A 23,428-nucleotide genomic window follows, 5' to 3' on the forward strand; every position below is an offset into this window, starting at 1 on the left:
GTCCGAGCGCGGGAAAGCCGCGTACACGGCCAAGGACGGCAGCAGGCTATGGCAGATCGGAGAAAGGCAATGCCAGGAGCTCGCCGGTGAACATCGGTGATCTGGTGTCGTCGCCGGAGATGGCGGCGGCACGGGTACTGGGAATGCAATCGAAGCTGCACCGTTGGGCCGACGAGGATAGGAGTCGTCGGTTTGACGATTTGTACAATCTGGTGGCTGACCCGGCGTTTCTGGTGGTAGCGTGGCGCCGGGTTCGGGGTAACACCGGGTCACGCACGGCGGGTGTCGATGGACGAACCGCGTATGACATCGAGTCCGAGCGTGGCGTGGAGGCGTTCTTGAGCGAGGTTCGGGATCAGCTCAGGTCTCAGACGTTTCACCCGCCGCCGGTTCGTGAACGGCTCATCCCGAAGGCGGGTGGGAAACTCCCCCGCCCAAGCCTCCTGGGAAGAACAGGATCAGACTGCTAAACTCCCTCCGTTATGCTGGCGGGTCGCGCCCACCGGCACGCGTCCGGTCTTCTGCTTCCACATAGAGGAGAAGCCATGGCCAGAAGTGATCAGTTACGCCGTCGCGGACCGACGAGGTGCGCGACGCGGCACGGCTCGGGCCGGCCACAAAGCTCGGGCCGGCCACTGAGCCATTCCCAGCAACGACCTGTGACGTTCGGTGACTGTTACGGGGTGTGAGTATCCCTAACTTGACAGTCCCGTGCGACTTCGTGTCGCACCCCAGCGCTGGTTGTAGGCGTCGGCGAGTTCGGCGGCGGCCGCGTCGGTGGGGTCGAGGATGGTGGTGATGAGGCAGAACAGGTCGCCGCTGCCGTCGCGGTTGGTGACCTCGTATTCGATGACCCGGACGGTGGGGCCGGAGGGTTCCTCGAGGACGGCGGAGCCGCGGTGTTTCTGGTTGCTGCGTCGGCCGCGGACCCTGGGGTCGAGTAGGAACGACAGGTAGGAGCCGTCGGGAAGGGGTTCGACGACGGGGAGTTCTGGTCCGGCGGACATCCGGAACAGCAGGTCCGCGCCGGTGGCTGCGGCGTCGGCCCAGAGGCGGAATCTGTAGAACCCGCGGTCGGCGATGACGAGCATGCCGGGCTCGAAGCTGTCGACGAGTTTTCGGCGAGGTTGTGTTCGCTGGTGTGCCAGGAATCGAGCTCGGCCGCGACGAGTTCAGCGCGCTGACCGTCCAGGGTGGCAACCAGTTCGACGTGATCGGCAGCGGTTCCGCGACGGTCGCGACGGCGCCGCTGTTCGAGCCCAACCACGAGTACAAGGTCGCCATCTCGGGCCCGGTCGGATCGACGACCACCAGTCAGAAGTCCGACGCAGCGGGGCGGCTGACGGTCCAGCTCCAGCTCGGCCCCGGGAACCGGAACCAGCAGTACAGCCCTGCGGCGAAGGCGTCGTCGCTCACCCCCGCGAAGGGGGAGCTCGCCGCGGTCAGCCTTCCCTTCGACGCAGGCAAGGGCAGTCAGTTCTTCAAGGCATCGGTGCGGGTCCTGGCCTGACCGCGCTGATGTGACCGGGCTGCCCTGGCCGTGCCGTCCTGACGTCTTTGACCGCGGCGGCGCCCCGAGGGCGTCGCCGCGGTCACCGCTGCGCCGGAGCGTGCCTCGAAGGGCCGGCCGCAGTTGACCTTGATGACCTCGCCACGCGGGTTGGCGTCCGAGGAGCCGACCGCGGATGGTAGCGGAGCGCACTTCTCCCGCGCTCGGCGGCGTCAACAGGACTCACCCGCGTTGGCCAGCGTCGCCCGGATTCGCTCGTCGTAAGCCACGCAACGGCCCGGACCGCTCTTTTTGGCCTGGTACATGGCCATGTCCGCGGCGTTAAGTAGTTCCTCGGGGTCGGCGAGGTCGGGGCTGGACAGGGCGATCCCCACGCTGCCGCCGACCCGTACCTTCCGGCGCAGCGTGACCGGCTCGGCCAACGCGCCGAGCACGCGGTGGCCAACGGCGCATAGATCGTCCAGGCCTAGGTCGTCGCACAGCACAGCGAACTCGTCGCCAGCGAGCCGGCCGACGACATCCTGGGGCCTCACTACCTGAAGTAGCCGGTCGGCGATAGTTCGCAGCAGGTCGTCGCCCGCCTGATGGCCGAGGGTGTCGTTCACGGCCTTGAAGCCGTCCAGGTCAAGGAAGAGGACGCCGACCAGACGTCGGTCCGCACATGCCCGGCGCAGGGAGCTGCTCAGTCGCTCGAGCAGCGCGGCGCGGTTGACCAGGCCGGTCAGCGGGTCGTGCCAAGCCCGGTAGCGGGCGTCGTTCTCGGAACGGATCCGCATCACGGCCGCTCCGACGACAGCGGCCACCGAGCGGATGAACGCGAGTCCGTCAGCGTTGAAGCCACTACGGTCACGGATGACCAGCGTCGCGACCGGAGCGTCCGCGCGGCCCACCGGAACTCGCGCGACCGTCGGCGCGGCCCAGGCGGAAGGCTCAGCCGTTTCGGTGGGATGGTGCGGCCCGTCCCAATCTGGCTGCAACGAGGACCCGTTTGGGCATTCGGGTGCGCGGCGGAGGAGGACTACCTCGTCCGTGGGAAGCTGGTCTTCGAGTATCCGCGCGGCGCGCTCGCACAGGGAGCTCTCGTCCGTGCTCTCCAATGCGTGCTGGGCAAGATCTGCCAGCGCGGCCTGGCGCGCGGTGCGGACCCGCAGGGCCCGGATGGCCTCCTCCCGCTCGGTCACGTCGTTTACGACCCCGGCGACGGCGGGCCCCCATGCGGCGGCGGGCCGGCCGGCACCTGGCATCGGGACGAGGTCGACGTCGTACCAACGGTTGCGTCCGCACACCACGTCGTGCGCGTGTTGCCCGCTCATCGCGCGGCGGACCAGGGTCAAAATCGCCGGCTGGTCGGCGAACGCCTCGAAGACGGTGGACGATTTCGCCTGCCGCAGCGCCTCCGTAGCCGGCTGTGCGGCCGCGCCACTGCTCACGAGCACCCTGCCCTCGTGGTCGAGCAGGAAGATCGAGACCGAAGTGTGGTTGACGACCAGCTGCAGCTGCAGGCCCGTCGTGACCAGCTCAGTGATGTCCAACAGCTGGATCACGTAACACGGGATGCCCTCGACCAACGCGACCGGACCAGAGGCAAGGGCGTGGGCGACGGTGCCATCTGGCCGAACGAAGCGGACGACGTGGCAGAGACTGTCCACGCTGTCCGCGAACTCCTCGCGGGCGGCCTTGACCAGGTCCTCGATCTGCGTCGGGTCCACCAGCTCCCGCCAGTTCCTACCGACGATGGACTCCTCGTCGCGGCCGAGGATCTTGCACGCCGCGGCGTCGACGCGGCGCACTATCGCGTCGGTGACGCCCGTCACGATGAGACCGGTTCGCGCGACGCCGAAAGGCCCCGTGGCCTGAAGAGGCCCGTCACGTGGGGTCACCGATACCCCCTCCTGCTGCTGAGGTGACGGCCCGGCGCCCGCTCCGTCCGTTGATCTCATGCTCTGCTGTGACCATACCCATGACTTGTGCGACAAACCGATCGCACTGTGTAATCAGTGGTCGCGTTGGTGTGCAGGGTTCGTCATTGGAGGCTTTCGGAACCGGCGGGCGCGAGGAACTGGGTTGTCGCCAGCTCTCGGTACACCTGATCGCTGTCCAGGAGCTCGTCATGTGTCCCGACCGCGCGCACCTGCCCGGACTCCAGGACGACTATCTGCCGCGCGTTGACGACGGTCGAGAGACGATGCGCGATGACGATCACCGTGGCGGAGGCTGACGCGGCGTCGAGCGTGTCGCGCAGGGCCGCTTCGTTGACCGCGTCCAGCGCCGAGGTCACCTCGTCCAGCAGCAGCAGGCGCGGCCGGCGCAGCAGCGCCCGGCCGATCGCGATCCGCTGCCGCTGGCCGCCGGACAGAGTGCCACCACGGTGCCCGATCCAGCCGTCGACCCCGCCCGGCAACGCCGCCACCACATCGCCGAGTCGCGCGAGGGTGACCGCCTCCCACAGCCGCTCGTCGTCGACCCAGCCGAGGCCGAGGGTCAGGTTCTCCCGCAGGGTGCCGGCGAGGACCGCCGCCTCCTGCTCGACGTAACCGATCGAGCGGCGAAGCTCGGCCAGCGGCCAGGCCCGCACGTCCCGGCCGTCGACGAGCACCTGTCCCGAACGCACCTCGTAGAACCGTTCGAGCAGCGCGAACAGGCTCGTCTTGCCCGCGCCGGACGGCCCGACGACGGCGGTCAGACCGCCCGGCGGGACCGCGAACGTCACGTGGTCGTGGACGAGAGGGAGGCCGTCCCGGTAGCCGAAAACCACCTGGCTGAACGCCACGGCCGCGCCGCCCGCCCGGTCCGCAGGCCCCCGGAGGGTGAGTAGTCCCTCCGCCAACCCGCCGTCAGTAGGGGCATCCGCGCGGACCGGGGCGAGCGGCTCGACCGCCAGGTCCAGCACGGCCTGGATGCGGCCCGCGGCGGCCGCGCCGGCGCTGAGCTGGCCCCAGGCGCCGGCGAGGGTGGTGACCGGCTGCGTCAGGAAGAACATGTAGAGCAAGAACGCGATGAGATCCGCGATGGGCAGCCGTCCCGAGGCCACCCGCGCGCCGCCCACGCCGAGCACCGTGAGGAAGGACGTCTGCATCAGCAGGCTCGCCGTGGCGCCGCTCGCCGCCTGCCAGCCTGCCACCCGAAGCCCCCGACGCCAGGCGGTTTCGGCGGCTCCGGTCAGCAAGCCGATCTCATGCTCCTCTGCGCCGGCCGCCTTCAGGGTCCGGAAGGCGGCGAGGTCGCGGTCGAGTAGGGCGGCCAGAAATCCGACCGATTCCTGCACCTCGCCGGTGGCCAACCCGATCCGGGCGGCAGCCCACCGGACCGAGACGGTCATCGTCGTGACCGCGGCCAGCGTCACCGTCAGCAGCAGGATGTCGATCAGCCCCATCAGGACCAACGAGCCGAGCAGTGCGATCGCCGCGATGGTCGACGAGACGACGGACTGCGTCGCCACCTGGCGCAGCAACGTAGTGTCCGCGACGAGCCGGGATACGAGGTCCCCCGGCTTGGCCTCGTCGATGACGGACGTGCGCAGTGTCAGGATGCGTGCTGAAAGCTGACCGCGCACCGTGCGTACGAGGGACTCGCCGACCGATTCGAGGACGAAATAGCCGCAGGCCGCGACGACGGTGCCGAGCGCGACGGCGCCGGCGAGGATCAGGAGCAGCCCGCCGGTCGACTCATGGCGAACGAGGCGATCGAGAATGTGCCGCGCGATCAACGGTTGTGTCAGGGACAGCGCGGCACCGGTGAGGACGAGCACGCCGCCGGCCGCGAGCCGCAGCCGGAAGCCGCGTGTGTGCCGCAGGATGAACGCCGCCGGCTTGTCCGGCCGCGGCGGCGCCGGCCGGGCGTGGCGCGCGCCGCTCACGCGTGCCCGCGCGCGGCCAGGCCCACCAGCGCGTCCGCGGCCGCGGGCGCCCCCCCAGCGACCCGGAACGAGGCACCGACACGGCGCGCGGCCCGGGCATAGCAGGGATCGGCCAGCGCCTCGGTGACCGCGGCCGCGAGAAGATCGGGCGTCGCCCGGCGGAAATGGAGCCGTATGCCTGCTCCGGCGTCGACGATCTGCTGGGCGACGACCGGCTGGTCGTCACGGATTGGCGCCACGACCAGAGGCAGATCATGTGCGAGTGCCTCGCAGACGGTGTTGTGCCCCGCGTGACAGACGACGGCCGCGGCGTGCGGCAGCAGCCGCAGCATGGGCAGGTACGGCCGGGTGAGGACGCTGTCGGCCGGCCGCGTGATCGCCCCCAACGGATCGGCCACGATGCCCTGCACGCACGCGCCGAGCCCACGCAGCGCCTCGGCGCTGGCCCGCAGGAACTCGCTACCAACCGCGCTGTCCACCGTCCCGAGGCTGACGACGACCAATGGTCGCGACGGGTCCCGCCACGCCCACGGGAATGCCTCGACTCCGCTCACGGTGCCGCGGGGGGCGTCGCGCCGGCGCAGCGCCGGTCCGGCCCACAGGATCGGCGGGCCGCCCGGGTCGGCCGGGCCGGCGAGCGCCTCCGTGGTGAAGGCGACGACCAGGTGCGGCGAGCGTTCCAGCGTCGCGGGGGTCAGCGTGCGGACCGAGCCCGCGGACACTCGCCCGATCAGGTCCGAGAACTGCCCGTCCAGCCACTGCCGAATCCGTGGCGTCGTTGTGAACGGATCCCGCAACGATCCTGAGGTCGTCGCGGAGGTGACCCACGGGATACCCAGCCGCGCCGCCGCGACCGGCCCTGCCAGGGCCTGCATGTCGGCGACCACGAGGTCCGCGCCGGTCCGCTCGGCCGCGTCGGTGACCGCCGCGTGGGTGGCATCCGCCAGCGGGAGCAGGAAATCCTCCCAGAGGAAGCGGACGGCGGCGTAGCCGCGCAGTCCGGCACCGCGCTCGGCGACGTCGGCGAGTCCAGCGTCGCAGGGGTGCACCCACGCGTCCTCGCCGGCCAGCTTTCTGACCAGCGCCGGCTCGCCGGCCCAGCAGACCCGGTGCCCGAGTTCTGCCAGCCGGTCGGCCACCGCGACAAGCGGGGTGATGTGGCCGACCAACGGCGGCGTGACCAGAAGGAACGTACTCATCTCGGGTCTCCGGGGACGTTCGTCGTCGCCGGCCGCCGGAAGATCCAGCCCAGGAGCAGGTCGCGCACCTGCCGATGGGCCTCGACGAGGACCGAGTGGTCCTGGTCCTGGATCACGACGGTCCGGCAGTTCGGCAGTATCCCCTCCAGCTGGTAGGGGTCCTCCGCCTGGAACCCGTCGCTGCCGACGATGCTCAGGACCGGGATTGTGATCTGGCTCAGCTCCACAAGGTCCAGGACGCGTCCGGCCGGGATCTCTTCCGCCATCGTGGTCTCCTCCAGCCTCCGGTATGCCTGCCGCGACAGCCGGGCATGGTGGTCGCCGAACATCACCGCGATCTGTTGGAAGGTCTCCTCGTTCGACAGCTGCTCCTTCGTGCTGCGCAGCAACTCACCCACCCGTTGTGCCCAGAGGTCGGTCGGCGGCTCCGACTCGATCGCGACCAGGCTGGCCGTCTTGGCCGGGTGCGCCGCGGCGAACGCGAACGCGACGGTGCCGCCGAAGCTGTTGCCGACCAGGTGGACCGGCAGGTTGACCTGGAGGGCCGTCAGAATTCCGTCGAGGTCGGTGACGAAATTCTCGACCCGGTAGCCGTGGGCCGGCCGGGTGCTGTTGCCGTGCCCACGCAGGTCGTAGAACAGCAGGTCGACGCCGGCCGCGGCCAGCGGGGCGGCGAGCGTCAGGTAGAAGCTGGCCAGGCTGTCGGTTCCGAGGCCGTGGATGCAGACGAGCGTTGGCGCAGGACCGCCGGACACCTTGCCCCGCATGTGCAGGTAGTGGATGTCGATGTCATTGACGTGGATAGTCGGCATGACCGTCAGCCAACGCCGGCCGCCAGGTCGAGCTGGGAGACGACATAGTCGACCAGCTCACCGACCCGCAGCCCGATCACGTCGACGAGGTCCTTGTCGGCGAGGAACTCGGCCATGCTGACCTGTTCGCCATAACGGGCGGCGAGCATGACGCCGAGGGTCACCAGATCGATGCTTTCCAGCTCCAGGTCGTCGTGGAACAGCGTGTCCATGGTTACCTGGACCGGCGGCGACCCGTACTTGTCGACAAGTTCGTTGATCATGGCGTTGGTTTCGGCGAGCACGGAGCTGGCTCGGGTGCCGGGTACTGTCATAACTAGGCTCCCATCAAGGCTTCGCGGGTCGTGTCGGGTGCCGATGTCGCGACGGTCGTCCAGGCGACCAGCCGGCGGCCTGCGCTGCCGGACTCCGGGCCGAGGACGCCGACAGCCGCCTCGACGCAGGTCACCGTGTAGGCGCGAGTCGTGGGCCTGCCTTCGTGGCTGGGAACGGTCAGTGACACCGTGACGACGCCAGGCTGGTCGCCCATCCGCGACGCGGCGGTGACCTGGGGCAGTGACGGGTGAACACCGGCTGCCCGTGCCACGGCCGTCGTCGCGGCTGTCAGCCGGCGCAGCCACCACGGATGGTCCAGATCGAGCGACGTTGGAGGCTCCTCACCGGCAGGACCGGCGGGCTCGACAGCGAGGCCGACCTCGGACGGCCGCTCGGCCTGTAGTCCGGCCAGCGGGTGCGCGTTCGCCACGGCGATGTCGGAGCAGCTCGCGAGCGCGATGGAGAAACCCGGCAGGTGAAGGCCCCGGATGCCGGAGACCTCGACCCGGCCCGTGGGTCCCGGTCCTGTCTGACGGGTGAAGGGGTCGATGACGTGGAGCTGGGCGGGGAAGATCTCCGGACTCCCCGTTCCCCACAGCTGGGTGCGGACCGCGTCCTTCACGGCGATCCGCCGAAGCAGCCATTCGCGCCGGCGCGCCGGCCGCATCAAGTCGTACTCGGCGCGCTCGGCGCCACTGACATAGCGGCTGAGGACCATCTCGCGTACCGCCAGGTCCGACCAGCGCTCGGTGGCCACGGCCCAGCCGCCAGCCATGAGCTGGCTGAAGGGACGGCGCTCCGGCCACCGGAACGCCTCGTCCAGCTCCGCCGGCAGGTCGAACCGCCGGTCCACCCAGCCGTGCACGTGCGCCCAGACCTGTTGGCCGTCGACCAGTTGCATATGGGCCTCGACCCGCGTCTCGTCATACCGCTCGACCCACACGTGGCAGACGACCGCCGTCCCGGGCGCTGGCTCTGGACCGAAGAGCTCGACCATCCCGATCCGGACCGGGAACATCACGAACCGATCGTCGGCGCATGATCGGATCCAGTACCCGAGGAGCTGACCCGCGGCGTCCAGGAGCGCTCCCGGAGCTCCAGACGTCCGGAGCACCCCGCGGACGTGGGACGGCCCATGCCCGAGGAACGACGTCACGCCCTGGAAGGCGGGGCCGTGGAACATCCACCGGTCACGGTAGAACTCACGGGCGGACATGGCCGAGGGCTGCTCGGTGTCGAGATCCACCGGCCACCGTGGCGGACGGCTCGTGGAATAGTCGTCGGCGACTCGGACGAGCCCACTCGCGAAGCCGACGAACGTCACCCGGAGGCGGTCGGGTGCCTCGGGACGGACCTGGACCGTGACATCGGTCGCCGGCTGCGCCGGCAGCCAGTTCTCCAGACGCACGTCATAGACTCCGACCGCCACGCGGCCGGAGGCCCGCTGCGCGTACCGCGCCATGAGCGCGACGGTGGTCGTCGCGGCGACCACCGGACGTCGGTCGGCGAGCTCCGGCCAGCCGGGTGGCTGCGGCGTGAGCGCATGATCAAGCAGGTACGGCATCGTTTCCGTCGACGCCCTCAGTGTGGCTGTCCAGCCTGGACCAGGGTGCTCCTGACGCAGGTCACCGACCGGGTCCGAGCGGCCGTCGTTCCCGGCTGAGCCGCCGTTGTCAGGCCCGCCGATGTCGTGACGGGCCGACAGCCCGCCGTCGGCGGCGGTGCTGAGGCCTGGCCCGGACCTGCTGGCCAACACGATCGCGGCGGTGTCGGCAGTCTCGGTCAGCAGCGCCAGCAGTTCCTCGGCGACGGGGCTGCGCTGCGCCCACGACGTGAGCGGGTGCCGTCCCAGCAGGCGCTCGGCGTCGTCCGCCGGTCGTGCGAGCAGCTCAGCGGTCTCGCGCAGGGGGCTTGATCGTGTCGCGTCGGCCGCGGCCGACGCGACACGATCAAGCAGGTCCGCGGCGACGCGCACCGTGGCCGCGCCGAGATCGAGCCGCACCAGCCGTCCGGGCCCGGCGCCGCTCGTCGTGGGCACGTCCGCGGGCTGGCCCGCGCTGAGTCCATTCCGGCCGCTTGGACGGGAGCGGGCTGGCGTGGGAGCCGCCCTGTCCAGCGCGGCGAGGTCTGGGTCGCCATTCTCAACCCAGAGCGCGACCGCGAGCCGGCGCAGCTGGCCGATTCCGTCGCGGTGGGCGGAGTTCGCGGGAATGGTGAGGTGAGGGGTGCCGTCGAGGGTTGCCTCGATGAGGCCACCGAGTCTGCCTGGGCCGACCTGGATGAAGACGCGGACGCCGGCGGTGTACATCGCGGTGATCGTCTGCCGGAAGAGCACGGGTTCGACGAGGTGGCGGACGAACAGGTCGCGGACGGCGGCAAGGTCGGCCGGGTAGGGCGCGGCGGTGGTGGCCGACCAGAGTTGGGTCTGGGCGGCTCGACGCAGCTGAAGGCGGTCGGTGCGGGCTCGTAGGGCTGAGAGGTGGGGCCGCAGCATGGGGGTGTGAAAGCCGGAACGGAACGGCATGACCTGCACAACGATGTTCGCGCGGCGTAGCCGGGTGGCCAGCTCGGCGACGGCCGTGGGTGGCCCGCAGACGACTGTGCTCGACGGCGCGTTGTCGTGGGACAGGACGAGTTCGGGGTAGTCCGCCAGGAACGTCCTGGCCTGGTCGGCTGCGCAGGCCAGCGACGCGTAGTCGACGTCGGGGACGGCGCCCTCGTAGGGGTCGGCGGCGAAGATGTCGGCGTCGACGGCGTCGTCGTCGAACATGCCGGCGGCGAACATCGCGCTCCATTCGCCGATGCTGTGCCCGGCGAGCGCGTCTGGAGTGATCCGCATCTGGCGTAGGACGCGGTCCAGGACGCGGCTGACGAGCAGGACGCCGGTGGCGTGACGGCCGAGGTCGGCGTCAGAAAGGTCGGCGGGCAGCGGCAGCCCGAAGTGTCGGGCGACGTCGTCGAGCTGAGGGGCGAACTCGGCTTCCAGACCTGGGAACACGAAGGCGGTACGGCCGGCCGTCGGACCGCCGAGCAGCGGTTGAGCGCTGACCCAGACCTCGCCGCGGCCGCGCCAGGCATCCCAGGTGCCCGCTCGGATCCCGCCGACAGCGTGCCGGGCGGTCGCGAGCCGGCGCCCGGTGGGGTTGACCAGGCCGAGCCGCGCGCCCACAGCGGGGTGCTCGCAAGGGGCGAGCGCCGCGGTGCGCAGCGCGGCGTCGTCGACCTCGAGCAGCACGCCCAGCTCGTCCGGCGTCGACGCGGCCAGGCGCAGAACTAGCTCCGGTTCGGACACGGTGGCGACCCTGGCATCGGCTGAACCGGAAGATTTCGACATGCCGGCGGCTGCTGGCGCGGCGACTGGCAGCATGGGCGCGACCATCGACGCGGCGCGCGGCGGCGCGCTGGGCGGTGCCTCCTCAAGGACCACGTGGGCGTTGGTGCCGCCGAACCCGAACGCGTTGACGCCCGCGCGGCGCGGGCCGCGAGCCTCCCACGGCACTGGGGCTGGGAGCGGCCGGAAGCGGGTGGTGGCCACCGCCGGATGGGGCTCATCGCAGTGCAGGGCCGGCAGCAGCACCCGGTTGTGCAGCGCCAGGGCCGCCTTCACCAGGCCCGCGACACCGGCCGCGGCCATGGCGTGCCCGATCATCGCCTTGACCGAGCCCAGCGCCGCGACCTCGGGACTTTGCGAGGCAGGCCCGAAGACGCGGGCCAGCGTCGTCAGCTCTGCCTCGTCGCCCGCTGGTGTCCCGGTGCCGTGGGCCTCGATCATGCCGATGGAGCCCGGTTCGCGCGGGTCGAGGCCGGCGGCGCGCCAGGCACGTTCGACAGCCGCGGCCTGGCCGGCAGGATCCGGGAGTACCAGGCCTCCGCCGCGGCCGTCGCTGGAAACCCCGGTTCCCCGGATTACCGCGTATACCCGGTCGCCGTCGCGACGAGCGTCCTCCAGCCGCCGTAGGACGACGACGCCGGTGCCCTCGCCGATCAGCAGGCCGTCCGCGCGCCGGTCGAACGGCCGGATCCGCTGCGACCTCGACAGCGCGCGCAGCTGGGCGAACACGCTCCAGAGGGTGATGTCATGGCAGTGATGCACCCCGCCAGCCAGCACCGCGTCGCAACGGCCTGATGCCAGCTCGGCGACCGCGCTGTCGATAGCGACCAGTGACGAGGCACAGGCCGCGTCGAGGGTGAAGGCCGGCCCGCCGAAGCCGAGCCGGCCCGCGACCCGCGCGGCCGCCAGGTTCGGGACGATGCCCATCGCAGCGTCCGGAGCCTCCGGGCCAAGCTCTTTCGTGAAAGCGCTGCGGATCAGGTCGAGGTCGTCGGGGCCGAGCGCGGGAAGCAGCGCCCCGAGCGTCTCGACGAGTTGGTGAGCGGTGCGGAGCCGCTGGTCGAGACGGACCATGCCGGCGCCCAGGTAGCCGCCCCGGCCGAGGATGACGCCGACCTTCCCGAGATCTCCCAGCCGGACGGCGCCGCCGGCGTCCTCGACGGCCGCCGACGCGACACGCAACGCCAGAAGCTGGTCGGGTTCGATGCTGGCGACGTCGCGCGGCGGGATGCCGAACTGGACCGGGTCGACATAGGCCAGATCGTCGACGAAGCCGCCTCGTCGGCAGTAGATCCGGTCCGCGCGGGCCGGTCCGGAGGCGCCGGCTGGGTCGTAGAACGCCGGGTCCCAGCGCCCGGGGGGCGCCTCCGTGATCGCGTCTACGCCGCCGACCAGGTTGTGCCAGTAGGTGTCCAGGTCGGGCGCGCCGGGCAGCAGCACGGCCATGCCGACGATCGCGACTGCCGGATGGCGCCAGGCGGACGCTGGCCCGGCCGTGGCGGCGCCGGACGAGGCCGCGAGTGGCATCGGTTGGGCTGGCATCGGCTACCAGCCCGACGCGGTGTAGACGACGGCGGTCAGGTCACGCGGCCCCCAGGCAAGCTCTCGGAGCAGCGAACGATGGCCTTCCTCAGGGTCGATGAGGCCCATACCGCGGCGGGCGAACTCCCGCTCCAGGCCGGCGTCGACCATTCCGGGATGCCCGTCGTCGGGCGCCCAGGGGCCCCAGTGAACCGTGAGGACCCGCGTGCCGGTACGCCGCCCCCAGACGGCGCCGAGCGTTTCCAGCGCGTCGTTGGCCGCCGCGTAGTCGCTCTGGCCGGGGTTGCCGACGACTCCGGCGATGCTGCCGTACAGCGCGACCGTCCCGGGGCGCTTCGGCAGCTCCTCGAGCGCTGCCAACAGCGCCCGCAACCCGGCCACCTTCGTGTCGAACACCCGCTGAAACGACTCCGGGTCCTTGTCGACGACGAGGCGGTCCTCGAGGACGCCGGCGGAGAGGACCACCGCGTCGATCCGCCCGTTGCGTGCGTATACCTGCTTGACGAACTGATGGACCGCGTCCGTGTCCAGAACGTCCAGCTGCTGGTAACGCGCTTGGCCGCCTCGGGTGGCGACGTCGCGGAGGGTCGCCCTGATCTCGCGCTGCGCGAGCACCTGCTCGGCAAGCCGGTTGACCTCCGCTGGCGTGCGCGGCCCCAGGTTCCGCATCGCGTCGAGGATCGCTGGCCGGTCGATCGCCGCCGCCAGCCACGGCTCCTCATCGCCGATTGGAGCCGGCGTCCGGCCCGCCAGCTCCAGCCGGCACCGCGCAGCGCTCGCGAGCAGTGTCGTGAACCCGGCGGTGATGCCGCGCGCTCCGCCGATGAGGACGACGACGGAGTCGCTGTCCAGGCCGAGTGCGGCCGCCTCGGCGACGCCGTCGTCCGCCGGGCCGGCCCCAGCCGACGCGAGCGGCCCGGGCGATGCCTCCACCAGTTGCGCGGCCTCCCGGACCACGCCGTGGCGGACCACGGACTCCTGCGGCGCCGCGGCCTCGTGCAGCTCGCCGGCGACGATGTCAGCCAACGTGGACTGTGCGCCTGCCGCGACCTCCACCAGCCGCACGGCGGTCGCGGGGCACTCCTTGCCGAGTGTGCGGAACAGGCCACGCAGGCCGGCCGTGGACGGGACGTCGGCCGCGGCGACGCCGAGCAGCCACCGGGGCTGGCCAGCAACGATCGTGCGGACCGCGGCGAAGGTGGACGGCAGCTCGGGCTCGGCTGCCGCCTCGGCCCAGCCCGCCAGGTAGACCGCCCCGTCGACGGAGACCTGACCGGCGGCAGACAGATCGTCCGCCGTCCAGGCGCGGACGTCGGCGCCGAGCGCGGTGAGCCGGGACACGATCTGTCGTGTCGCGGGCGGGTCGAGGGTGCGGCCGAACACCGCCCAGCTTGTACCCGTCAGGTCGGTCAGGCCGATGGTGCCCGGAACCGGGCGCCACGATGGCACGAGCCGGATGGGGACTTCGCCACGCCGGCTTCCGCGCCGCGCGGTTGCGGCCGCCGGCGCGGCCAGGTCGTCGAGTGCCGCTGTGGTGCCGGTCTTCTCGTGCTCGGACAACCAGCCCACGATCGCCCGTACCGTGCGCAGCCGGCTGAGCTCGTCGACCCGGCCGTGAGCGGACCCGAAACGCTCGGCGAGGTGCCCCGCCAGCTCGGTGCGTTTCAACGAGTTGACCGACAAGTCGGTCTCAAGGTCGAGATCCAGCTCGATCATCTCGGTCGGGTAGCCCGTTCCCTCGGCGATGAGGTCGAGGACCGCCGCCATCAGATCCACCTTCCCTTGGGCGCCGGCGCTGGTGCTCGACTGGGCGGGGGACTGAACGGCACCGGCGTATGGGAGGTCCGAGATGTCGGCGGAGGGGCGCGACGCCGGTGGCGGCACGGCCCGCGTGGACCGCGCGACGGGGGGCTCCGGCGGCGGCTCGGTCGCAGGTTGGCCGCCGAGGTAGGCGAGAAGCACGTCGCGCTGGGCCGCGAGGCTGTCGCGCGAGACGCGCAGAAACTGGTTGATCAGCGCCTCTCGCCCGTCAGCGCCGTCCGGCGTCGGCGACGCGGAGTCCGGGCGCGCCCGCTGGGCTGCGGGGGAGGCTGGCAGTCGCACCAGGCGAGCGGGAGCGAGGCCGTCCGGGATCGGCTCCCCGTCGGCGAGGCGGATGGCCCGCCCGTCGACACTCCATGCCGGCCGCGCTGGTGGGGTGGCGTCGGTGCGGTCGACGGCGTCTCTGCCGTCGACCAGCCAGTCGGTGTGCAGCTCGATGCCCGCGACCGTAAGCTGGGCGACCGCGTCCAAGAAGCCGGTCAGGCCGCCCCGGCGGCCGTCGCAGGCGACCGCCAGGTACGGCCGGTCGCCGAGGATGGAGCGGACCAGGCCGGTCAGTACCCGGCCGGGGCCGGCTTCCACGAACACTCGTGCCCCGGCCGCGTACATGGCCTCGACCTGGTCGACGAACCGCACCGGCGCGGCGAGCTGCGCCGCGAGCTCCGCGCGAACGGCGTCTCCTGGCGCCCCGCCGTCGGCCTTCGGATAAGGGGCGGCGGCACGGTTGGACCACACCGGAAGCACCGGATCGATCACGCGGGCCTTGGCAAGTGCGTCGGCGAACAGCTCCGTCCCGGGGGCGACCAGCGGGCTGTGGAAGGCGCACGCGACAGGTAGACGCAGGGCACTCAGACCAGTGCCCCGAAGCAGCTCGAGGGCGGCGTCAAGCGCGGCCGTCGGGCCGGAGACCACGACCTGGTTCGGCGCGTTGTAGTTGGCCACGACGATCTGCTGGTCGAGGAACGCGGCGGCAAGAACCGAGCTCACCGCTGACGCGGACGCGCGCACCGCGGCCATCGCACCCGGGTCGTGCCCGTCGCCCACAGCCGCCGTGATCGCCTCACCGCGGGCCGAGGACAGCGCGAGCAGCGTCTCCGCGTCGTATGCTCCGGCGGCGTAGAGCGCGACCAGCTCGCCGTAGCTGTGGCCGGCCGCCATGTCGGGCGCGAGCCCGAGACGGGTCAGCAGGTGGTGCGTGGCCAGACCGGCGATCCCGAGTGCCGGCTGGGCGACCCGGGTGTCCCGCAGGCGCAGTTCCGCGTCGTCGCCGGTCGCCCCGGCCGGGCCGGCCGGCGGAAAGATGGCGTCCCGCCACCTCTCGCCGAGGCGCAAATAGTCCTTGAGCTCGGGGAAGGCGACGAACAGCTCGGTCAGCATGCCTGGCCGCTGGCTGCCCTGGCCAGGAAACAGCACCGCGAGACGGCTGTCAGGCGGGTGCGCCAGGTGGTCCGTTGGCCGAGCGGAGGACAGGAACAGGCCAACGTCCTGCTCGCCCGCCGAGGCGTGGTCCAGCAGCCGGGCCAGGTCGTCGAGGTCCTGCGCGACGATCGCGACCTGGACAGGACCGCGGCGGTTCTGGGCCTGCCGGGCGGCGGTGGCGGCGAGGTCGCGCAGTGGCCAAGGTCGGCCCGCCGCGTCATTCGCACGCAGGAGCTCCCGCAGCTCGGCGGCGCCGCCGAGGGCCGTGACGAGGTCGGTGCCACGGAAGACCAGCAGCTCGGCTGGCCACTTGTCTAGGGCATGCCGGGCGGATATCGACCCGGCGTGCCCCGACAGCACGGCGTGGTAGTTGACGCCGCCGAAGCCGAAGGCGCTCACGCCGGCCACCCGCTCGCCGGCCGGTCGAGCCCACGGCCTCGCCGCTCCTGACAGGACGAACGGGCTGACGTCCGGGTCCCAGCCCGGGTTGGGCTTGTCCACATGCAGGGTCGGTGGCAGCACCCCGTGGTGCAGCGCGAGCGACGTCTTCACGACGGCGGCCAGACCTGCGGCCGTCTTCGTATGGCCGATCTGCGACTTGACCGACCCCAGCGCGCAGGCTCCTCGCGCCGCGCCCGCCTCGGTGAAGACGGCGGTGAGGGTCTCCAGCTCGGCCCGGTCGCCAACGGCGGTGCCAGTGCCGTGCGCCTCGACCAGGCCGACGTCGGCCGGCGAGACGCCAGCCACACGGTAGGCGCGGTCCAGCGCCCGTCGCTGGCCCTCCGGACGCGGGGCGGTAAGTCCGAGCGAGCGGCCGTCGCTCGCCGAGCCGACAGCCCTGACAACCGCATAGATCCGGTCGCCGTCCCGTTCGGCGTCGGCCAGCCGCTTCAGCACGACGCAGGCGACGCCTTCACCAAGGGTGGTCCCGTCAGCATCGGCGGCGAAGGGCCGGGCTCGTCCTGTCGGGGAGAGAGCGCCGACTGACGAGAACATCAGGTAGTCGAAGATCCCGTTGTGCAGGTCTGCGCCACCGCAAATCATGATGTCGGCGCCGCCGTGCCGCAGCTCGCGGCACGCGGCGTCCAGCGCGGTGAGCGACGAGGCGCACGCCGCGTCCACGACGTAGGCCGGACCGCCCAGATCGAGGCGGTTGGAGACCCGACTGGCGATGATGTTGCTGAGCAGGCCGGTGAAGGTCTCCGGGGTGATCCGCGGGAGCAGGTCGTCCAGCTCGGAGGGAACCTCGCCGTAGTACGACGGCAGCACCGCGCGCAGCGTGAGCGCCGCGGAGAGGTCGCTGTTGGCCTCGGTGCCGAACACCGCGCCCGTCCGGGTGTGATCGGTCCCCGCCGCATCGAGCTGGGCATCGGCGAGTGCGCGCCGGGCGGTCTCGAGCGCGAGCACCTGGACCGGCTCGATGCTGGCCAGCGCCGTTGGCGGAATGCCGTAACGCAGTGGGTCGAACGGGACCCGGGGCAGGAAGCCACCCCATTTGGACGAGGTCCGCTCGCCGCTCGGGCCGGCCGTGCTGTCGGCCTCGTAGTAGAGGTCACTGTCCCATCGGTCGCGGGGGACGTCGGAGATCGCGTCCCTACCGGCCACCACGTTGGCCCAGAAGGTCGCGAGATCCGGCGCGTCCGGCAGCACGCAGGCCATGCCGATGACAGCGACGTCCACGGGCGCGACGTCGACCTCGGCGCCGCCAACCGCGTCACGTTCGTCGCCGCGCCGGTCGAATGCCCAGGCACGCAGAAGGCGCTCGGCATCCCGGGTTACACCGTCGTGCAGGTCACGCACGGTCGTGGTAGCGGACCGCAGGACGGCGACCTGCCCGGCCATGAACAGGCCCTCGTCGCGCTGGCGCTCCCGTCCGACGTGCACCAGCCGGTCGCGGCGTCGCTCGACCCCCTTGCTGGCGAGGCGCAGCCGACCAAGGTTGAGCTGTTCCAGCCGTTCCCACGCCTGTTGGTCGGGCACGCCGCGGGCGCGTAGCTCGTCGCGCTCAGCATGGAAGAGCTCGACGAAGGGACTGGCGAGGCAACTGGTGACATGGCCCGGGCCCGTGCGCAGCAGCGCCGTGGCCGCCGCGTTCACCGCCTGTCGCTGGAACTCCTCCTGGATCGCGCCGAGCCGGACGGCCTCCTCGGTGAACAGGTAGGCGGTGCCGATCAGCAGCCCGATCCCGACACCGCGCGCCGCGAGCGGGGCCGCCATCGCCGCCACCATGGCAGCAGAGCGTGCATCGTGTATCCCACCGGCGAAGAGGACCTCGAAACTGGCTCCTGTTTCGCTGTGTGCGTGGGCGTTCGTCGGACCGGCGGCGTCCAGATGGTCGAGCAGAACGGCGATCTGCGCCTCCCAGAGTGGGAAGCTCGCGCGCGGGCCCACGTGCCCGCCGCATTCGGAGCCCTCGAAGACGAAACGTCGACAGCCCTCGGCCAGGTACTGGCGTAGGAGCGCCGGTGAGGGGACATGCAGCAGGGCCGTGATGCCGATCTCTTCCAGCTCGGCGGCCTGCGATGGCCGGCCGCCGGCGACGACCACCCGTGACGGCCGCGCGTCGCGAACCGCCTCGAGCTGGGCGGCACGCACCTCATCGGGCGCGAAGCCGAGGAGCCCGACGCCCCAGGGACGCTCACCGAGCAGCTCGCGGGTCTCGGTCAGCAGCCGACGGGAGCGCTCGCCGTCCGCCAGCGCGAGCGCGAGAAATGGCAGGGCGCCGTCGTCGGCGACGTGGCGCGCGAAGGCAGGCTCGTCGCTGACCCGGGTCATCGGGCCTTGCGCCACCGGCCGGGAGGTGCCCCACACGGCGCACAGGGGCGAGTCGCTCGAAAGCAAGGCAGCGGTGGTGGCGACCGTCTCAGGATCGGCCGCGGCGTCGACGGCCTGTCGGATGGCCCGAACCACGCGGGCCACGGTCCCGTAACGGGAGGCGAAGTCGCGGGCGAGAAAGACGTCCTGCCCGACCGGAAGCAGCCGGCGGCCCGGGCCTGCGTGGCCGATGCTCGCGAGAACCTCGTCCTGCGACCAGCTCTGTGCGTCGCCGTCCGTGCGCCTGCTCGCGGGTGACTGGTAGACCCGATGCCCGGCGGCGATCACCGTCTCGGTGCCATCCAGCCGGCGCAGCGTGGCGGAGACCGGCCCGGCGGAGCCGGCCTCGCGCAACAGCGCGAACTGGGTGTCGAGGACCACCCCTGCAGCCCCGCCGACCGCGGCGGCTACGGCGGCGCGGACGCCAATCCCGCCCCAGCACCAGACCGGCATCGCGGGGCCGTCGTCTCTCGGGGCACCGAACAGTTCCAGCAGCTGCTGGAACAGCACGAACGAGCTGAGATCGCCAACCCGCCCGCCGGCCTCGGCGCCTCGCGCCAGCAGCCCGTCCGCTCCGGCGGCGACGGCGTTGCGCGCCTCGGTGGAGCAGGTGACCTCCGCCAGGATCCGGACCCCGGGCCCGTTCGTCAGGAGGGCGGCAAGCGCTGTCCTGTCGGGGGACGCCGCGAGCGCCTCCCCCGACAGGACCAGGGTGTCGATCTGCTCCTGGCAGCGTGTCAGCGCGGCCGTGTCGACGGCGTCCGGGCGGCTGATCCGGATGCCGAAGGCGCGGTTCGTCAGCCGTGCGGTCAGAAGCAGCGCCGCGGCTGCCTCGGCGGGGTCGTGGCCGAGGTCCAGGAGGCCGAGAGCCCCGGCCTCACAGACCGCGGCCACGAGCCTCGCGTCTGGCTGGCCCAACGGGCTGATGCCGACCACCTGGTCCCGCCGTGCCATCCTCTGGGCCCGGCGGACGGCCTCGTCACGGCCGGCGTCAGCGTCACTGATCTTCACTAGTCACTTCCGTTGATGTCCGTGGGCTAGGAAACCGCCCGGTGTCCGACCACCGATACCGAGCACTCACGCTTCGTCGTTGCGAGGAACCACCGGGAACGCGACGGCAGGCCGGCCGAGCCAGGCGCCGTCCGTCTCGCCGCCGGCTCAGGGGGCGCCGGCAAAGGCGGCCCCGGCTGCCTCGCATCGAGCACCAGCCTCGAGACCAGCCTCCGAGCCAGCCGCTGTCGACGGGCTTGTCCCGCCCGCCTCGATGTCCATGCGGTCCGCATGGACATCGAGGCGTCAGCGCGGCCGGTGCTGCGACCCCCGCGGCAGGCTCGACTGTCCTGCTGCTTCCAGCGTTAGAAGACCGATCCGAGGTCCTGGCGGACGATCGTGGCCATGCTGTGCTCGGCCAGAGCGGCGATCGTCATGGACGGATTGCACGCCCCCGTCGAACCGGGAATGCGGGAGCCGTCCAGCACATAAAGGCCCTTATGACCGAGGACCCGGCCATAGAGGTCGACAGCCGAGCCCATCGGCACGCCGCCAAGCGGATGCCAGGTCGACGGCGCCGGCGAGTCGGTGTCCGTCATGTTCCCGCCGCCGGCCCGCGCGATCGCCTGCATCTGGGCGGATATGACCTGCTGGAGCGCGGCGTCCCCCGACGACCGCCAGGTCAGGACGGCGTCGTCCTTCGCGGAGTCGTAGGCCCAGGTGCCGGTCGGCTGCTCGATACCGAAGCCGACCACGAGCATCTCGCGAACCCCGGGGGTCTGGATGGGAGACCCGGAGTGGATCACGGTGTAGGGGATCGGGCTGACAAGCGGCCGGCCGCCCACACAGGCCGGCCCGCCCTGCTGGACGCCTGGGTCGTGGTTCATCTGGGTCCAGGCGTAGATCTGGTCGCCGTTGTTGCCCCACTGCGTACCGATGCCGCTGGGCAGGTTGGGAACAAGACCCTTGGCCTTCGCCTTCACCAGCAGCCGGGTCGTGCCCAGCGAGCCGGCGTTGAGGAAGACGGCGTCGGCCGTGATCGACTTCTGCTCCTGGACAGCACCCGCGGTGTCGATCCGGTCGATCGAGAGGACCCACTTCTTGTTCGGGGCGAGCGAGATATCCCTGACGACGTGCAGAGGTTGCACCTGCGCCTTGCCGGTGGCCTCGGCCGCCGCCAGGTAGGTGACATCGATCGAGTGCTTGCCACCGTTGTTCACGCCGAAGCCGATGTCGCTCGTCGTGTAGGTGGGGACGTACTTGCCACTGAGCTCACCGCGGACGAACGACCAGTCGATCGGCAGCGGCACGCGGAACGTCTGCAAGCCCGCCTTGGGCGCCACGTCGAGGAACACCCGGGAGGAGCGGTAGGGATCGGAGTTCAGCACGTCGTCAGGGATCGTGGAGATGCCCAGCATCGAGGCGACCGCCGGGTACGCCCACCGGTTCAGGTCCCCGTAGAAGCCCGTCATGAGTGGCATGGACAAGGCGAAGTTGGTCAGACTCGGCTGCAAGGTCATCCCGTGGTACATCAGCGACCCGCCGCCGACGGCAGCCCCGACGTTCACGGCGATGCCCGTTGCCTGCACGGTCTCGAGCAGGCCCGTGTAGGGCGCCCAGGGGAAGGCGCCGGTTGGAGGAAGCCAGAAGGCGCGCTGGTCGAGCCCCTGGGTGATCCGGGGGAAGGTGGTCGCGTTCGGCCCCGTGGGCCAGCGCAGGCCGCGTTCCAGGACGAGCGACGAGACGCCTGCCTGGGCGAGCCGCAGCGCGGTGACGCCGCCGCCGAACCCGGTGCCGACCACGACGGCCCGTGCGCTGATCTGGGTCACCGAGCGCCCGGCCGCCCCGCCGGCCGAAGCCGTCGCCGCTCGCGCCGGCGTCGAGCCCAGGCCGGCCGCCGCGGTGACGCCCAGGGCCACGGCGCCGCCGATCAGTGAGCGCCTCGTGACCGCTGAGGCCGGGCGTAAGCCGGGGCCGTCGGCTCCCTGTCCGATAGGTGTGGCGTCCTCCTGAGGCACGTCGTCGGACATGACTGCTCCAATCAACAGGGGGTGGATCGCGACCACTTTGAGGTAAGCCGCCCATGGTCAAAGCGTCGCGTGGGCCGTCGCCGCACAGTGAGGGCGAACAGGTCTTCCAAGCTGTAAGATCAGCCGCTACTGCGCTGCGGCGAAAGCTCGGTCCGAAGGTCGCATCGGCGCCGAGAAATCGAACGCCCCCGTGGCCGCCAGAAAATCTGACGGGCGACACCCGGAGAATGCCCTCCTGGTCGAACCGTGTCAACGGGCAACTCTCCGGTCTTACTTTGGCCTGCCTAGGGACGGCGGCCTGCGGGGCGACGATAGTCTCGTGCCCCATTTTGAGTAGCGTGAAGTACCTGTTGTCGGACGCACGGAAGGAGGACGGAAGGCGCGCGGCCGTCCGATTCCTGTGGTAATATCCGATTTTTGACGCGAGCTGGCGACCACTCCGGTACGAACGGCCGGCGCAGGACGCGGATCGTAAAAGATCGCAACCGTGGTCCGGGTTAGGACCACAAGAGCGAGCCGGTTTCAGCTGCGCCTGCCTACGCCTGTCGAACCGGGAGACGCTACCTTGAGCGGGTTCCCTTGGAAGCCGGTCTTACCCGCCTTTTGGTCATCGTGGTTCCAGCCCACGGAGCACCGTGGTCACGAAGTTGGTGAGTATAGCGTCGCGGTCGGAGGCCGAGTCGGGAACCGCTGCCAGGACAGCATAGAGTCCGAGCAGGAAGAAGAACGCGTTGTGCTTGATGTCGGCCTCGGAGTGGATCTCGCCGGACTCGCGCGCCCGGAGGAGCGCCTCGACTATGAGAACGACGACCGGATAGGTGGTCCACTCACTGTCGCGGGGGCGGTTCGGGGAAAAGTGGAGGGCCAGAAGTTCCCTGAATAGCACGACTCCGAGACGCTGCTCGATGTTGGTTACCAGCCGGACCACCTCGGCGAGGAGATCCCGCAAGGGAGGCGGCGAGGCGAGGACCCACGTGAGCTTAGTCGCTAGCTCCTCCTGTTCGCCGCGATCCAGCTCGGCGAGGATGTGCTCCTTCGTCGGGAACTGGAAGTAGAACGTGTTACGTGCTACGCCGGCCGCCGTGACGATGGCACCGATGTCCGCGCAGGCCATTCCCCAGCGCCGGAACTCCGCTATGGCCGCGTCGAACACACGCTGACGTGTCTCGAGCCGTTGCGCCTCTCGACCGGCTGGCTTCTCCGGCACAGGCACCATGGCAGTGATGTCTACACCGGCTTCTGACGGATGTCAATGACAGTTGTCGACGAGTGTGGCATGACGGAGAGGCTGGCCCGACAGCGCCGAAGCGGCCGGCGTCGACAGCTGATCGAGCGCGCTGACCTGGGCCGATAGCGCGGCGTAACCGTTGCCGTCTTTGTCGCCAGGGTGACTGCACGCCTGGAGCATGCGGAACGTAGCGGTATCCGCGGCCGACTCGTCGGTGCGCGTGCCTCATCCGCGTGACCAGCGCAATGAGACCCACAGCGCGGGAAACGGCGAAGAAGATGGATGCCCGGAGGTTACGGGCCGTCAAGGTGGTGGGCGGCGTGCGTGCTACTAGTGGCCGTCGGCCACGCAGGCCTGCTCGCCCCGCCCCATTGGTGTGGGCCGATGTCCTTGGTGAGGCGCAACGCGGGGCGGGGAACCTTGGCGCCGGCTACTGCGGCGTCCCGAGCGAGTCGGCCCTGCAGCTGCAGGGTGCCGTCAAAGTCCCTTTTCGCTGATCAGGCCGATGATCTGGAGGACGCGTTCGGGCTGGCGGGCGGTGGCTCGCAGGGCTTTGGCGAT

The 23,428-nt window shown here is 71.1% G+C and carries 11 protein-coding genes; 1 reads left to right on the plus strand and 10 read right to left on the minus strand.

Annotated features, from left to right (window positions below; all coding sequences use genetic code 11):
* Positions 1-695: 695 nt before the first annotated feature.
* Positions 696-1,091: a hypothetical protein gene (locus BCD48_RS14490; RefSeq protein WP_071048892.1), complete on the minus strand. Its 396-nt coding sequence runs from the start codon at positions 1,089-1,091 to the stop codon at positions 696-698.
* Positions 1,092-1,141: 50 nt separating this feature from the next.
* On the opposite strand from BCD48_RS14490, the gene BCD48_RS14495 reads away from it, so the two are divergent.
* Positions 1,142-1,510: a hypothetical protein gene (locus BCD48_RS14495; RefSeq protein ID WP_131803990.1), complete on the plus strand. Its 369-nt coding sequence runs from the start codon at positions 1,142-1,144 to the stop codon at positions 1,508-1,510.
* 212 nt (positions 1,511-1,722) lie between these two features.
* Here the strand turns inward: BCD48_RS14495 and BCD48_RS14500 are convergent, their stop codons facing one another.
* From BCD48_RS14500 to BCD48_RS14540, 9 genes are all read right to left on the minus strand, one after another.
* Positions 1,723-3,390, minus strand: a complete 1,668-nt coding sequence (locus tag BCD48_RS14500; protein WP_071048894.1) for a sensor domain-containing protein — start codon at positions 3,388-3,390, stop codon at positions 1,723-1,725.
* Between the two features lie 143 nt (positions 3,391-3,533).
* Positions 3,534-5,366, minus strand: a complete 1,833-nt coding sequence (locus BCD48_RS14505) for an ABC transporter ATP-binding protein (protein WP_083418636.1) — start codon at positions 5,364-5,366, stop codon at positions 3,534-3,536.
* On the minus strand, positions 5,363-6,565 hold the full coding sequence (locus BCD48_RS14510) for a glycosyltransferase (protein WP_071048895.1): 1,203 nt from the start codon (positions 6,563-6,565) through the stop codon (positions 5,363-5,365). The genes BCD48_RS14505 and BCD48_RS14510 overlap by 4 nt, the downstream gene beginning before the upstream one ends.
* Entirely contained in the window at positions 6,562-7,377 is an 816-nt protein-coding gene (locus BCD48_RS14515) for an alpha/beta fold hydrolase (protein ID WP_071048896.1), read from the minus strand. Before BCD48_RS14515 ends, BCD48_RS14510 begins: the two co-directional genes overlap by 4 nt.
* 5 nt (positions 7,378-7,382) lie before the next feature.
* Positions 7,383-7,691 (minus strand): acyl carrier protein, encoded by a 309-nt coding sequence (locus BCD48_RS14520; protein WP_071048897.1) that lies wholly within the window; start codon positions 7,689-7,691, stop codon positions 7,383-7,385.
* Between the two features lie 2 nt (positions 7,692-7,693).
* Positions 7,694-12,565, minus strand: a complete 4,872-nt coding sequence (locus tag BCD48_RS14525) for a type I polyketide synthase (protein ID WP_083418637.1) — start codon at positions 12,563-12,565, stop codon at positions 7,694-7,696.
* A 3-nt stretch (positions 12,566-12,568) separates the two neighbouring features.
* Entirely contained in the window at positions 12,569-19,630 is a 7,062-nt protein-coding gene (locus tag BCD48_RS14530) for a type I polyketide synthase (RefSeq protein ID WP_241841729.1), read from the minus strand.
* Between the two features lie 344 nt (positions 19,631-19,974).
* Positions 19,975-21,639 (minus strand): GMC oxidoreductase, encoded by a 1,665-nt coding sequence (locus BCD48_RS14535; RefSeq protein WP_083418638.1) that lies wholly within the window; start codon positions 21,637-21,639, stop codon positions 19,975-19,977.
* A gap of 607 nt (positions 21,640-22,246) precedes the next feature.
* Positions 22,247-22,792 carry a TetR/AcrR family transcriptional regulator gene (locus BCD48_RS14540; protein WP_241841730.1) on the minus strand — a complete coding sequence of 182 codons (546 nt, stop codon included), beginning with the start codon at positions 22,790-22,792 and terminating at the stop codon, positions 22,247-22,249.
* Between the last annotated feature and the right edge of the window lie 636 nt (positions 22,793-23,428).

Source organism: Pseudofrankia coriaricola (genome assembly GCF_001854805.1).
Classification (GTDB): domain Bacteria; phylum Actinomycetota; class Actinomycetes; order Frankiales; family Frankiaceae; genus Pseudofrankia.